Genomic DNA, 13,426 nt, shown 5'->3' with positions numbered 1-13,426 from the left:
GATGTTGTGCTGATACTGGCCCTGCGGGGCCGGTTTTGATTCAAGGCTATGAGATGACGATCGATATTCCCGAAGACAAGCTGATTGCCGGGGTGGACGAGGTGGGTCGCGGCCCCCTGGTGGGTGACGTGGTCACCGCCGCGGTGATCCTGGATCCTGCCAATCCCATCCTTGGCCTCGCCGATTCCAAGAAGCTCTCCGAGAAGAAGCGGCTCGCCCTGTTCGAAGAGATCCGGGAGAAGGCGCTGGCCTATGCCATCGGCCGCGCCAGCCCGGCGGAAATCGACGAGCTCAACATCCTGCACGCCACCATGCTGGCGATGCAGCGCGCCGTGGCGGGGCTCAAGGTGACGCCCGAGCTGGTCTTCATCGACGGCAACCGCTGCCCCAGATTGCCGATGGAGGCCCGCGCCGTGGTCAAGGGTGACAGCCTGGTGGCCGCCATCAGCGCCGCCTCCATCCTCGCCAAGGTGACCCGGGACGCCGAGATGACCGAGCTGGACAGCCGCCATCCCGAGTACGGTTTCGCCCGCCACAAGGGCTACCCGACGGCGGAGCACCTCGCCATTCTGGCCGAACGGGGCCCGCTGCCCGAATACCGTCAGAGCTTCAAGCCGGTGCGCCGCGCCCTGGGGATCGAATAACCGATGCCGATCTGTCTGAACGATTTCTGCTTGCGCAATGAGAGGGCGTGACCATGGCTGATCCCCGTTTCATCCACCTGAGGGTGCACTCCGACTTCTCCATGGTCGACGGCCTGCAGAAGATCGGTCCCATCGTCTCCGCTGCCGCCGCCAACAACATGCCGGCCCTGGCCCTGACCGACCAGATGAACATGTGCGGCCTGGTGCGCTTCTACGGCTCCGCCCACGGCAAGGGGATCAAGCCCCTGGTCGGGGCGGATTTCTGGGTGCAGAGCGAAGAGCTTGGGGACGAGCAGTTTCGCCTCACCCTGCTCGCCATGGACAACGACGGCTACCAGAACATCACCCTGCTCATCTCCCGTGGCTATCAGCGCGGTCATGTGCAGGGGCGCCCCGTCATCGACAAGGCCTGGCTTGGCGAACATGCCAAGGGGGTGATCGTCCTCTCCGGCGGGCGCGAGGGGGATGTGGGCAAGTTCCTGCTCAAGGGCAACCGCCAGATGGTGGAGCATTGCCTCGCCTTCTACCAGACCCACTTCCCGGATGCCTACTACCTGGAGCTGCTGCGTACCGGCCGCCCGGACGAGGAGGTCTACCTGCACATGGCGGTGGCCATTGCCACCGAGTTCGAACTGCCGGTCGTGGCCACCAACGAGGTGGTGTTCCTCACAGCCGATGACTTCGATGCCCACGAGATCCGGGTCGCCATCCACGACGGCTACACCCTGATGGACAAGCGCCGACCGCGCCGCTACAGCCCCCAGCAGTACCTGCGCAGTCAGGAGGAGATGGCGGAGCTGTTTGCCGACATCCCGGAAGCCCTGGAAAACACGGTGGAGATCGCCAAGCGCTGCAACGTGACGGTGCGCCTTGGCGAGTATTTCCTGCCCAACTTCCCTACCGGCGACATGACCACCGAGGACTTCCTGGTCATGAAGTCGAAGGAAGGGCTGGAGGAGCGGCTCGAATTCCTGTTCCCGGATCCGGCGGTGCGGGCCGAGCGCCGTCCCGAGTATGACGAGCGCCTCGACATCGAGCTCAAAGTGATCAACCAGATGGGCTTCCCGGGTTACTTCCTCATCGTGATGGAGTTTATCCAGTGGTCCAAGGACAACGGCATTCCCGTCGGTCCGGGCCGGGGCTCGGGGGCGGGGTCGCTGGTGGCCTACGCCCTCAAGATCACTGATCTGGATCCGCTGGAATTTGACCTGCTGTTCGAACGTTTCCTGAACCCCGAGCGGGTCTCCATGCCCGACTTCGACGTCGACTTCTGTATGGACAGGCGCGACGAGGTGATCGATCACGTCTCCGAGATGTACGGTCGGGAGGCGGTGTCCCAGATCATCACCTTCGGCAGCATGGCGGCCAAGGCGGTGGTGCGGGACGTCGGCCGTGTGCTGGGCCACGCCTACGGTTTTGTGGATCGCATCTCCAAGCTGATCCCGCCGGATCCGGGCATGACCCTCGCCAAGGCGTTCGAAGCCGAGCCCAAGTTGCCGGAGCTCTACGAGCAGGACGAGGAGGTCAAGGACCTCATCGACATGGCGCGCCGCCTGGAAGGGGTGGTGCGCAACGCCGGCAAGCACGCCGGTGGAGTGGTGATCGCGCCCACCAAGATCACCGACTTCGCGCCGCTCTATTGCGACGACGAGGGGCATCACCCGGTCACCCAGTTCGACAAGAACGACGTGGAGTACGCGGGCCTGGTGAAGTTCGACTTCCTGGGGCTGCGCACGCTCACCATCATCGATTGGGCCCTTGGCATGATAAACCCCCGTCTTGCCAAAGAGGGCAAGCCGCCGGTGGACATCGCCGCCATCCCCATCGACGACAAGAAGTCGTTCGCCCTCTTGCAGCGCTTCGAGACCACGGCGGTGTTCCAGCTCGAATCCCGCGGCATGAAGGACCTCATCAAGCGGCTGCAGCCCGACTGCTTCGAAGACATGATCGCGCTGGTGGCCCTGTTCCGCCCGGGCCCGCTCCAGTCGGGCATGGTGGACAACTTCATCGAGCGCAAACACGGCAAGGAGGCCATCTCCTACCCGGACGAGAAGTGGCAGCACGAAAGCCTCAAACCCATACTCGAGCCCACCTACGGCATCATCCTCTACCAGGAGCAGGTGATGCAGATCGCCCAGACCCTGGCGGGGTATACCCTGGGTGGCGCGGACATGCTGCGTCGGGCCATGGGCAAGAAAAAACCCGAAGAGATGGCCAAGCAGCGGGCGGGCTTCGAGGAGGGGGCGGTCAAGAACGGCGTCGACGGCGAACTGGCGATGAAGATCTTCGATCTGGTGGAGAAGTTTGCGGGCTACGGCTTCAACAAGTCCCACTCCGCTGCCTATGCGCTGGTCTCTTACCAGACCCTCTGGCTCAAGACCCATTTCCCGGCGGAGTTCATGGCGGCGGTGATGACCGCCGATATGGACAACACCGACAAGATAGTGACCCTGGTGGACGAGTGTCAGCGCATGGGGCTGACCGTGATCCCGCCGGACGTCAACACCGGTCGCTACCGCTTCAGCGTCAACGAGGACGGCCACATCGTCTACGGCATCGGCGCGGTGAAGGGAGTAGGGGAAGGGCCCATCGAGGCGATCCTGGACGCGCGGGATCGGGACGGACCGTTCCGCGACCTGTTCGATTTCTGCAACCGGGTCGACATCAAGAAGCTCAACAAGCGGGTGATGGAGAAGCTCATCCTCTCCGGCGCCATGGACAGGCTCGGCCCCCACCGCGCCGCCCTGATGGCGACCCTGGAGGAGGCGATGCGCGCCGCCGAGCAGCACGCCAAGGCCCAGGCGGTGGGGCAGGTCGACATGTTCGGCGTGCTCACGGAGGAGATCGACGACGTCAAGAAGGCGTTCGCCAACGTGCCGCACTGGCCCGACAAGGTGTGGCTGGAAGGGGAGCGCGAGACCCTGGGGCTCTACCTCACCGGTCACCCCATCAACCAGTACAGCAGCGAGCTGCGGCGCTACACCTCGGGCCGACTGTGCGATCTGCATCCCACCTCCCGGGATACGGTAACCACGGCGGCGGGGTTGGTGATCGCGGCGCGCAGCATGGTGACCAAGCGAGGCAACAAGATGGGGATCTTCACCCTGGACGACAGATCCGGCCGTCTGGATGTGACCCTTTTCAGTGAAGCGCTGGAAAAATACGAAGAATTGATGCAAAAAGACCGTATTTTAGTGGTTTCTGGACAGGTCAGCTTTGATGACTTCTCCGGTGGCCTTAAAATGTCGGCCCGCGAGTTGCTGGATATCAACGATGCGAGGGAGCGTTTTGCCAGGGCAATCCGCATCTCCCTCGATGAACAACGCATTGACGAGCGCTTTTTCCCGCGTTTGTGCGAGATTTTGGAGCCCGCCCGTGCCGGAGTCTGTCCGGTTCAGGTAAACTATCGTCGCCCCGGTTCCCGGGTGCGATTGACGCTCGGTACCGAGTGGCGGGTGACGCCCACCGATCAACTGATAGATGACTTGCGAGTCCTGCTTGGACGAGAGCGGGTTGAATTGGTTTTTGATTAGAGGATCTATTGTCCCTATGAGTCTTTTTCTGGATTTTGAACAGCCGATCGCCGAGTTGCAGGCACAGATCGATGAACTGCGCCATGTGAGCGAGCACAACAGTGCCGTGGATCTCAGCGAAGACATTCGCCGGCTGGAGAAGAAAAACGAAGAGCTGACCAAGAAGATCTTCGGCGATCTGGGTGCCTGGCAGGTATCCCAGATGGCACGTCATCCCCAGCGCCCCTACACCCTCGACTACATCGAGCAGATCTTCACCGATTTCGACGAGCTGGCCGGGGATCGCGCCTATGCCGATGACAAGGCCATCGTCGGCGGCATCGCCCGTCTCGACGGCGAGCCCGTGATGATCATCGGTCACCAGAAGGGTCGCGAGACCAAGGAGAAGATCAAGCGCAACTTCGGCATGCCGCGCCCGGAAGGGTACCGCAAGGCCCTGCGCCTGATGGAGATGGCCGAGCGCTTCAAGATGCCGATCATCACCTTCATCGACACCCCGGGTGCCTACCCCGGCGTGGGTGCCGAGGAGCGTGGCCAGTCCGAAGCCATCGCCCGCAACCTGAAAGTCATGGCCGGCCTGACCGTGCCGGTGGTCTGCACCGTGATCGGTGAAGGCGGCTCCGGCGGCGCTCTCGCCATCGGCGTGGGCGATCGGGTCAACATGCTGCAGTACTCCACCTACTCCGTCATCTCCCCGGAAGGGTGCGCCTCCATCCTCTGGAAGAGCGCCGAGAAGGCCTCGGTGGCGGCGGATGCCATGGGCATCACCGCCCAGCGCCTGAAGGAGCTGAAGCTCATCGACAACATCGTCGAGGAGCCCCTCGGCGGTGCCCACCGCGACGTGGAGAAGATGGCCAAGCACCTGAAAGCGCGCATCAAGCAGGATCTGGATGCCCTGCGCCCCCTCGAGAGCGAGCAACTGCTGGAGCAGCGCTACCAGCGTCTGCTGGGTTACGGCTACTGCTGATCTGCCGCTTCCAATAAAAAGTCCCCGCATGCGGGGACTTTTTTTATGGGCGACGTTTGTGGGGGGACGCCGGGGCGGGCCTCAGGGGGCGGTCAGCGCCCGTTGCATGGGGGCGGAAGCACGCCCTCCGGCAGGGCTCAGGGCCCGCCACTCCCGCCACAGCAGCCAGCACAGGGGGGGCGTCAGGAGCAGCACGGTGGCGGGCTGGGCCATCAAGACCCCGTCGCGCCCCCACCAGAGAGGCAGCAGGAAGATGAGGGGCAGCAGCAGCACCGTCTTGGCCACGGAGATGACGAGGGCCTGGCGGGTGCGGGCCATGGCCTGCAACAGCACGATGCCGAACATGACGATCCCCTCCAGGGGCAGGGCAGCGAGGTTGAGGGTCAGGCTGCTGATGGCGGCGGCGAGCAGCTCTGCATCCTGATCCCCGGTGTAGAGCATGGCGACCGGCTGCGGCAGCAGCTGGACAATCAGCCAGACCCCCAGGCCATAGACCAGGGTGATCTTGAGCCCCATCGCCATCAGGAACTGGAGGTCGCGATGGCGCCCGGCTCCCGCTGCCTGGCTCACCAGGGGCTGGATGCCAAACGCCAGTCCCTGCAGGATGACGATGAAGACCGCCTCCGTGTATCCCGCCACGGTGAAGCCCGCCAGATCCTTGACCGTGCCGTGCACCATCAGCTGGCTGTTGTGCAGCAGCAACAGCAGCCCCAGATTGAACTGGGCGATGAGGCTCGGCAGCCCGGTGAAGAGCAGGCCGGGCATGGCCGGGAAGCGTGGCACCAGCTGGCACCAGGTCAGCCGCAACCGGGCGTGGCGGGTGAAGAAGTACCCCAAGCCGAGCAGGCTGACCATGGCCTCCGAGAGGAGGGTGGCCTGGGCTGTGCCCACCAGCCCCAGCCCGAGCCGGCCCACCATGATGTAGTTGAGCAGGATGTTGAGGAGGGCGCCGCCGCTCACCAGTACCATGGCGAGGCGAGGGCGGCCGTCGTTGCGAAGCAGGTAGGGCACCGCCAGGTTGCTGGCGAGCAGCAGGGTGCCACCGCCAATCCAGGTGAGGTAGTCGCTGGCCTGCTGCCAGGTGTCGGTGCCGGGGGCCATTCCCAGGGCCTGCAGGATATCGGTGTGCCAGTGGTGCAGCAGCAGCGGCGCTACCGTGCCCAGGATCAGCAGCAGCCAGAGGGCGCTGACCAGAGCCTGGCGGGCCAGAGCGAGGTTCCTGGCGCCCTGCTGGAAGGAGATGGCGGTGGCGGCCCCCATGGCGATCATGGCGGCGAGGCCGATGAGCACCATGATGACCGGATAGACCAGGTTGATGCCGGCAAGGCCGGCGGCCCCCACGTAGTGGCCGACGAAGATGCCATCCACCAGGTAGTAGGCGCCGGAGACCAGCATGGCCATGACGGAGGGGAGGGCATAGCCCCAGAAACGGCGGGCCATGGCCCGTTGACGCAGGCGGAAGTAGGCGGACATATCTGTACTCGGGAAAAGGGCCGGAATCGAACAGACAGTCTAGTTTCTTATGGTTTAATTGATAATCAGGCTTTCATTTGATGAATTGCTGAATTCAGCTCATCAATTAACGGATCCTGTGATACTCCTTCAGCATGTCGATCAGGGCTCGCAGCCCTTGCCCCAGCTGGTGCCGGCCCGGATAGAAGAGGTTGAACCCGGCAAAGCTGGGGCTCCAGTCATCCAGCACGCTCACCAGCCGCCCCGATGCCAGGGCGTCGAACACCTCCCCTTCATGGCAGTAGGCAAGCCCGAGCCCCGCCTCGGCCGCCCCCAGGTAGAGCGCGGGCGTGCTGGTGGTGAGCGGGCCCGTCACTTCGATCTCAAGCAGCTCCCCCTCGGCGGCAAAGGCCCAGCGATAGTGGTGATGGGGCGTGAGCCGATAACCGATGCAGTCGTGCTGACGCAGATCCGAGGGGTGGCGAGGGGTGCCACGCCGTGCCAGATAGTCGGGGGAGCCCACCACCAGATAGCGCTGCTGCGGGCCCAGGGGAACCGAGATCATCTCCTGGGGCAGCAGGTCGCCATAGAAGAGGGCGGCGTCGTAGCCATCCTCGATGAGGCGGGGCATCAGCTCCAGCTCCTCCACCTCCACCTGCATGCGCGGGTAGCGCACCAGATAGTCGATGAGCACCGGGGCCAGCACCTCCTGGATGGCGGCTCGCGGGGCACAGAGCCTGAGCCTGCCCACGGGTTCGCCCGCGTGGCGCGTCAGCTCCGCCAGCGCCGCCTCCAGTTGCCCCAGGGTTGGCAGCACCTGGGCCAGCAGCCGTTCGCCCGCCTCGGTCGGCACCACGGCCCGGGTGCTGCGATTGAGCAGCCTGACGGCCAGGCGACTCTCCAGCCCTTTGAGGGCATGACTCAGGGCCGAGGCGGAGACCCCGAGCTCGAGGGCGGCCTTGCTGAAACTGCGGTGACGGGCGACGGCGGCAAACACGGCCAGCTCGGCGAGATCGGTGCGGGAGAGGGTCATGGTCGGTACGCAGAAAAGGGGCGGACACAAAGGGTACGCCATGGGGCGACGGGAGACAATCGGGGGGCAATGAGGGGGTTGTGACAAAATTGTTGCGCGTTTCAAGGGTGAGGTGGATCACACTAGAAAGTTTATATGTTAAAAAAAAATCGCAATATGGCGATTCAAGTGTGATCTGAAGCGATGGAAAGGCGATTCCAATCAAACTTTGGTTGATTAATTCAAAAAAACGCTGTGATTAATAGGGCCTTTTAACTAGAGTCATCTCATCGGATGAGGTGAGCGTTATCCCGTTGTTAACGAGCGAGCACGATCCCCTCTGTATTACGACTCCCCGCCCGTGTTTGTTGCAATCAGGTTGCCACAAGGAGTGGCGGCCGGATGGCCGGGGCGGAGGAATAAACAGGACGAATAGCTGGAGTTCCAGGGAAAGGAACCGGGCCCAGGCCCACTGACAAGTTAAGATCCCACTTTCCTTGATGACAGGAACACCCCTATGTCTGACATGAACATTGCAGTTGAAGGCAGCTTGAGCAAAGCCTCCTCCCGTGGCATCAACAAGGCCGACGTGGTCTGGATGCTGGGTCTGTACGGTACCGCCATCGGCGCCGGTGTCCTCTTCCTGCCGATCAATGCCGGTGTCGGTGGCCTGTGGCCGCTGGTCGCCATGCTGATCCTGGCCCTGCCGCTGACCTTCTTCGCCCACCGTGGCCTGACCCGCTTCGTGCTGTCCGGCTCCACCCGTGACGGCGACATCACCGAGGTGGTGGAAGAGCACTTCGGCAAGACCGCAGGCAAGTTCATCACCCTGCTCTACTTCTTCGCCATCTACCCCATCCTGCTGATGTACTCCGTGGCCATTACCAACACCGTCGAGAGCCTGATGGTGCACCAGCTGGGCATGACGGCACCTCCCCGTGCCATCCTCTCCCTGGTGCTGATCCTGGGTCTGATGGCGATCGTTCGCCTGGGCGGTCAGGTCATCGTCAAGGCGATGAGCGTGCTGGTCTTCCCGTTCGTGGTCACCCTGATGGGTCTGGCGCTCTACCTGATCCCGCACTGGAACGGTGCCATCATCACCGAAGCCCCTGCGCTGGGTGAGGCCTTCAACGGCGACTTCATCAAGACCCTGTGGCTGGCCATCCCGGTGATGGTGTTCTCCTTCAACCACTCCCCGATCATCTCCTCCTTCGCGGTGGACAACAAAGGCCGCTACGGTGCCAACGCCGAGAAGAAGTGCAGCAACATCCTGCTGGGTGCCCACGTCATGATGGTGATGACGGTGATGTTCTTCGTGTTCAGCTGCGTGCTGAGCCTCTCCCCGGCTGACCTGGCGGCGGCCAAGGAGCAGAACATCTCCATCCTCTCCTACCTGGCCAACCACTTCGACAACCCGGTGATCGCCACCGTGGCACCGCTCATCGCCATGGTTGCCATCAGCAAGTCCTTCCTGGGTCACTACCTGGGTGCGCAAGAGGGCATGAACGGCCTGATGGCCAAGTCCCTGCGCGAGAAGGGCAAGAACGTCGACGTCAAGCAGCTGAACAAGGTGACCGCGGTCTTCATGATCCTGACCACCTGGGCCGTGGCCACCATCAACCCGAGCATCCTCGGCATGATTGAAGATCTGGGCGGCCCCATCATCGCCATGCTGCTCTTCCTGATGCCGATGTACGCCATCGCCAAGGTACCGGCCATGCGCAAATATGCCGGCAACCTCAGCAACGGCTTCGTCACCCTCATCGGCCTCATCGCCATGTCCGGCATCATCTACAAGCTGATTGCCTGATGACAGCGTTCATCCCTGTGAGAAAGCCGCCCCCCGGGGCGGTTTTTTTATGGGCACAAATGCTTAACAAAGCGGTGGTGGCGGCCTAACATGGCGGGATGTTTTTCTAGACGGGACAACAGGATATGTCTGGGTTGAAAAAGGATCTCGGGCTCTGGCAGGGGATGGGGCTGCTCGCCACCTCCCTGCTCGGTACCGGGATCTTCGTGGTACCGGCCACCGCCGCCTCGCTGGCGGGAGGGGCGTCGCTGTGGGCCTGGTTGCTGCTGATTGCCCTGGTGCTGCCCATCGCCTTTACCTTCGCCCGCCTCGGGCGGCGTTATCCCCACGCGGGTGGCGCGCCCCATCTGATTGGCCTCGCCTTTGGCAACGGCGCTGAGCGCTTCTCCGCTTTCCTCTTTCTGGCGGTGCTGCCGGTGGGCCTGCCTGCCGCCCTCACCATCGCCGCCGGTTTCTGGCACGCCCTGTTCGACATGGGGGAGTGGACCCTCTGGGGCATCCAGCTGCTCACCCTGCTCGGGGTCTTTCTGCTGGGGCTGCGGGGGGCGCGCTCCTCCGGCAATCTGCAATTGCTCATTGCCCTGGCTATCCTGGGGCTCACCCTGCTCATCTGGTTCAAGGGGGATCTCAGCTGGCGCGATGCCGCCCAGCCTCTGCCAACGGCGAGCGAGTGGCCCGCCATGGGATCGGCGCTGGCGGTGATGTTCTGGTGTTTCGTGGGGCTCGAGGCCTTCGCCCACATGGGGGAGGAGTTCAAGCGGCCGGAGCGGGACTACCCCCTTGCCCTGCTGGGGGGCGTGCTGCTGGCGGGGCTCATCTACTGGGTGCACTCGCTGGTGGTGCTCAAATATGACCTCTACGGGGACGAGGCGACCAATGCCACCGCCATTCCGGCCCTGCTCTCCCTGCTGTTCGGCCCCACCGCCAAGTGGCTGGTGGCGGTGCTGGGCTATCTCTCCTGCTTCGCCAGCATCAACATCTACCTGCAAGGTTTTGCGCGCCTTATCTGGAGCATGGCGCGGGAGGGCAAACTGCCGGTCTCCCTCTCTCGCCTCTCGGCCCGGGGCGCTCCCCTGCATGCCCTTGCCTGGGTGCTCGCCATCTGTTTCGTCTCCATCACCCTGATCCTCTGGCTGCGTCTGCCCCTCGATGCGCTGATCCGCTACGCCAACGGCAACTTCGTGCTGGTCTATCTGCTCTGCATGGCGGCCGGCTGGCGCTTGCTGTCGGGGACCGGCAAGGGGCTGGCGGGCCTCAGCGTGCTGCTCTGCACCCTGGTGCTGCTGGCCCTCGCCACTCAGGTGCTCTATGCCGTCGTGCTGAGCCTGGGGTATGGCGGCTTCTCCCTGTGGCGGCGCAGACGCCGCCGCTCGGCGTCCGATGAGGGTGTCTGCGCCATCAAGTAACTCCCGAAAAAAGCCCCGCAGTGCGGGGCTTTTTGTTGCTGGTCACAGGCTGGCGGGCAGGTCGCTGCGCAAGATGGCGTAGTGGCGCAGGGAGATGAAGCCATCCCCCTTGCGCTCGCACTCCCGCGCCGTGCCCTCGTAGTGAAAACCGGCCCGCTCCAGCAGGCAGGCGGAGGGGTGGTTGGGCTCCTCCACCACTGCCATAAGCCGGTGCAGGTTGGTGGTGCGGTAAGTGAGCGGGAGCCAGAGTTGCAGCGCCGCGCTCATCACCCCCTTGCCCCAGTGTTCGGGATAGAGCCAGTAGCCCAGCTCGGCACACCGGTGAGTCGGGTCGGCATCGTTGTAGCCGATGGCCCCCAGCGGCTCGCCCGAGAGTCGGTCGCGAATGAGATGCCAGGCGCCACGGCCGGTGCGGGTCAGCTCGGCATACCAATCCATCTGTGCCCGGCATGCCGCCAGGCTGTCGTAGCTGACGCCGTAGTAGGCGACGACCCGGGGATCGGAGAGGCCGCGATAGATGTGAGGCAGGTCGGTGTCGGTGACGGGATCCAGCCTGATGTGAGGTTGTTGCATTGATGTCATGGTGGCTCCTTGCGGCCAGCCGTGGCTGGCCGCGTGTGTTGCGTAACAAGAGATGGATGATCCGGGCTGGCGTCAGGCAAACCCGAGCCGCTCGGCAAGGCGCGCCAGCTCGTCACGCCACTGCTGCTGCAGGCGCGGGGTCTGGTGCCTGGGCTTGCGGGCCAGATCGGCGGCGAGCAGGGCATCGAGCTCATACCAGCGCGCCAGCAGCGCCTCTTCGTCATCCCCCGTGGCGGCCGCGGTCTGCGGGTCACCTGATCGAGCCGGGCTGCCCGCCTGCGGCAAGGGGGCATCGCCCAGCAGCTCGGCATAGGCCCGCGCGGCACTGTGAGCCTCCTGGATGCGCCCGTCCTTTATCAGCCAGAAGCGGTTGCAGCTGCGCTCGATCAGCTCCCGGTCGTGGGAGACCAGCAGCACGCCCCCGGGGAAGGCCGCAATGGCGTCGGCCAGCTCCTCCTTGCCCGCCAGATCCAGGTGATTGGTGGGTTCGTCGAGCCAGAGCATGTGGTGGCTGCCGAGGGACAGGGCGAGGAACAGCAGCCGTGCCCGCTCGCCCCCGCTCAGGGTGTGCACCTGCTGGCCGTGGCGGGCATAGGGGAAGCCTGCCCGGATCAGCGCCTGTCGCCGCGTCACCTCAGGCAGAGGGGCCAGGGGGTACAGCGCGTCGCTCAGGGTGGCGTCGTCAAAGAGCTGCTGCAGGGACTGATCGTAATAGGCGATGCTGGCGCCGGGGTGGCAGTACCAGCCCGCCTGCGGACTCAGGTCTGTCAGTTCGCGCCAGCACTGGCGCAGCAGGGAGGACTTGCCGGTGCCGTTGGCACCGAGCAGGGCGACCCTGTCCCCTGCCCGCAGCCAGAGTCCCTCGGCACGCAGCAGCGGCGGCAGTGCCGGTGCCGGCGATACGTCGAGGGCCTCCAGTCGCAGCAGGGTGTCGGCGGGCAGGCTCACTCCGCGCAGCTCGAGCCGCCAGGGGGCCAGCGCCGCCACCTGGCTCTGTTCCTCCTGCAGGCGGGCGATGCGCTTTTCCATGGACTTGGCCTGGCGCACCAGCTTCTCGTTGTCATGCTCCCGCCCCCAGATGGCGAGGCGCTTGCTGCTGGCGCTCAGGCGGTCTATCTCCTTTTGCTCGTCCGCCCGGCGCAGGCGGGTCTGCTCATCCTCGGCAGCCAGCGCCGCCCTGGCCTGGCTGCAGGGCAGGGCGAAGCGGTGCAACTGGCCGTCTCGCAGGATCAGGGTCTGATCCGTGACGCTGTCCAGCAGGCGACCGTCGTGGGAGACCAGCACGAAGGCGCCGCGCCAGCCCAGCAGAAACTGCTCGAGCCAGAGCAGGGCGGGCAAGTCCAGGTGGTTGCTGGGCTCATCGAGCAGCAGCAGGTTGGGTTGACGCAGCAGGGCGCGCCCTATCTGCAGCCGGCTGTGCTGGCCACCGCTCAGTGCACTGACCGGCAACGTGGCCTGGGCCTCCAGCTGCAGTTCGGCCAGCAGCTTGTCCACCTGCCATTCGGCGGCGGGGTCATTGCCCAGTGCATCCAGCAGCACGGCGCGGGTGCTGAGGGTGGAAAGCCCGGCGGGCAGTTGCTGGGCCACGAACTCGCAGCGGCAGGCGGCGGCCTGCACGACCCGGCCGGCCTGGGGCGTGCGCTCGCCCGCCAGCAGCGCGAGCAATGTGCTCTTGCCGCAGCCGTTGGCGCCAATCAGGCCGAGTCGGTCGCCTGCGCGAATGCCGAGTTCGAGGTGATCAAATAAGGGAAGGTGCCCCGCACTCATCTGCAGGGAATGGGTACTCATCAGGGTTGTCATGCTCTTGCTCTCTTAAATCGCGGGATGGGAAATCCCTGTCATCAGGAGCGCTGGCGACAACGGCAGAGTCGAGAAAGGTCTCGGTATGGAAGGGAGTCGGCTTTGCTCGAACCCGCTATCGCAGCGCGATGGTATGCAGGCAAGAGCACTTGAATGTGCCGAACAGGCGAGCCGAGAACATCGGACACGCTTGGATAACCATTTTTTACCTCCTTGTGTT

Annotated in this window: 9 protein-coding genes; 5 read left to right on the top strand and 4 right to left on the bottom strand. The window is 64.3% G+C overall.

Annotation, left to right across the window (positions count from 1 at the left end; genetic code table 11):
* The first annotated feature begins 53 nt into the window (after positions 1-53).
* Genes rnhB through accA form a run of 3 tightly spaced genes read left to right on the top strand, consistent with a single transcriptional unit; the run spans position 54 to position 5,144 of the window.
* Complete coding sequence (gene rnhB / locus AB5Y93_RS18640) at positions 54-644, top strand: ribonuclease HII (protein WP_368230068.1); 591 nt, start codon at positions 54-56, stop codon at positions 642-644.
* 53 nt (positions 645-697) lie between these two features.
* A complete protein-coding gene (gene dnaE / locus AB5Y93_RS18635) occupies positions 698-4,177 on the top strand; it encodes a DNA polymerase III subunit alpha (protein ID WP_368230066.1) in 3,480 nt (1,159 codons plus the stop codon).
* Positions 4,178-4,193: 16 nt separating this feature from the next.
* Positions 4,194-5,144: an acetyl-CoA carboxylase carboxyl transferase subunit alpha gene (accA, locus tag AB5Y93_RS18630; RefSeq protein WP_368230064.1), complete on the top strand. Its 951-nt coding sequence runs from the start codon at positions 4,194-4,196 to the stop codon at positions 5,142-5,144.
* A gap of 81 nt (positions 5,145-5,225) precedes the next feature.
* Here the strand turns inward: accA and AB5Y93_RS18625 are convergent, their stop codons facing one another.
* Together AB5Y93_RS18625 and AB5Y93_RS18620 are read right to left on the bottom strand one after the other, a co-directional pair.
* On the bottom strand, positions 5,226-6,617 hold the full coding sequence (locus AB5Y93_RS18625) for an MATE family efflux transporter (protein WP_368230062.1): 1,392 nt from the start codon (positions 6,615-6,617) through the stop codon (positions 5,226-5,228).
* Between the two features lie 106 nt (positions 6,618-6,723).
* Positions 6,724-7,629, bottom strand: a complete 906-nt coding sequence (locus AB5Y93_RS18620; RefSeq protein ID WP_039039436.1) for a LysR family transcriptional regulator — start codon at positions 7,627-7,629, stop codon at positions 6,724-6,726.
* Positions 7,630-8,125: 496 nt separating this feature from the next.
* Here AB5Y93_RS18620 and AB5Y93_RS18615 point away from each other — a divergent pair, with 496 nt between their 5' ends.
* Both AB5Y93_RS18615 and yjeH read left to right on the top strand, forming a co-directional pair.
* Positions 8,126-9,418 carry an HAAAP family serine/threonine permease gene (locus tag AB5Y93_RS18615; protein WP_049636279.1) on the top strand — a complete coding sequence of 431 codons (1,293 nt, stop codon included), beginning with the start codon at positions 8,126-8,128 and terminating at the stop codon, positions 9,416-9,418.
* Between the two features lie 125 nt (positions 9,419-9,543).
* A complete protein-coding gene (yjeH, locus tag AB5Y93_RS18610; protein WP_143237914.1) occupies positions 9,544-10,824 on the top strand; it encodes an L-methionine/branched-chain amino acid transporter in 1,281 nt (426 codons plus the stop codon).
* Positions 10,825-10,866: 42 nt separating this feature from the next.
* Here yjeH and AB5Y93_RS18605 read toward each other — a convergent pair whose 3' ends face one another.
* Together AB5Y93_RS18605 and AB5Y93_RS18600 are read right to left on the bottom strand one after the other, a co-directional pair.
* Positions 10,867-11,406, bottom strand: a complete 540-nt coding sequence (locus tag AB5Y93_RS18605; RefSeq protein WP_368230060.1) for a GNAT family N-acetyltransferase — start codon at positions 11,404-11,406, stop codon at positions 10,867-10,869.
* Between the two features lie 72 nt (positions 11,407-11,478).
* Complete coding sequence (locus AB5Y93_RS18600; RefSeq protein ID WP_368230058.1) at positions 11,479-13,206, bottom strand: ABC-F family ATP-binding cassette domain-containing protein; 1,728 nt, start codon at positions 13,204-13,206, stop codon at positions 11,479-11,481.
* Between the last annotated feature and the right edge of the window lie 220 nt (positions 13,207-13,426).

Origin of the sequence: Aeromonas sp. R10-1, from assembly GCF_040908465.1 — a bacterium.
Lineage (GTDB): Bacteria > Pseudomonadota > Gammaproteobacteria > Enterobacterales > Aeromonadaceae > Aeromonas > Aeromonas caviae.
The sequence above is the reverse complement of the archived record's forward strand: the minus strand, read 5'-3'. Positions and strand labels throughout refer to the sequence as shown.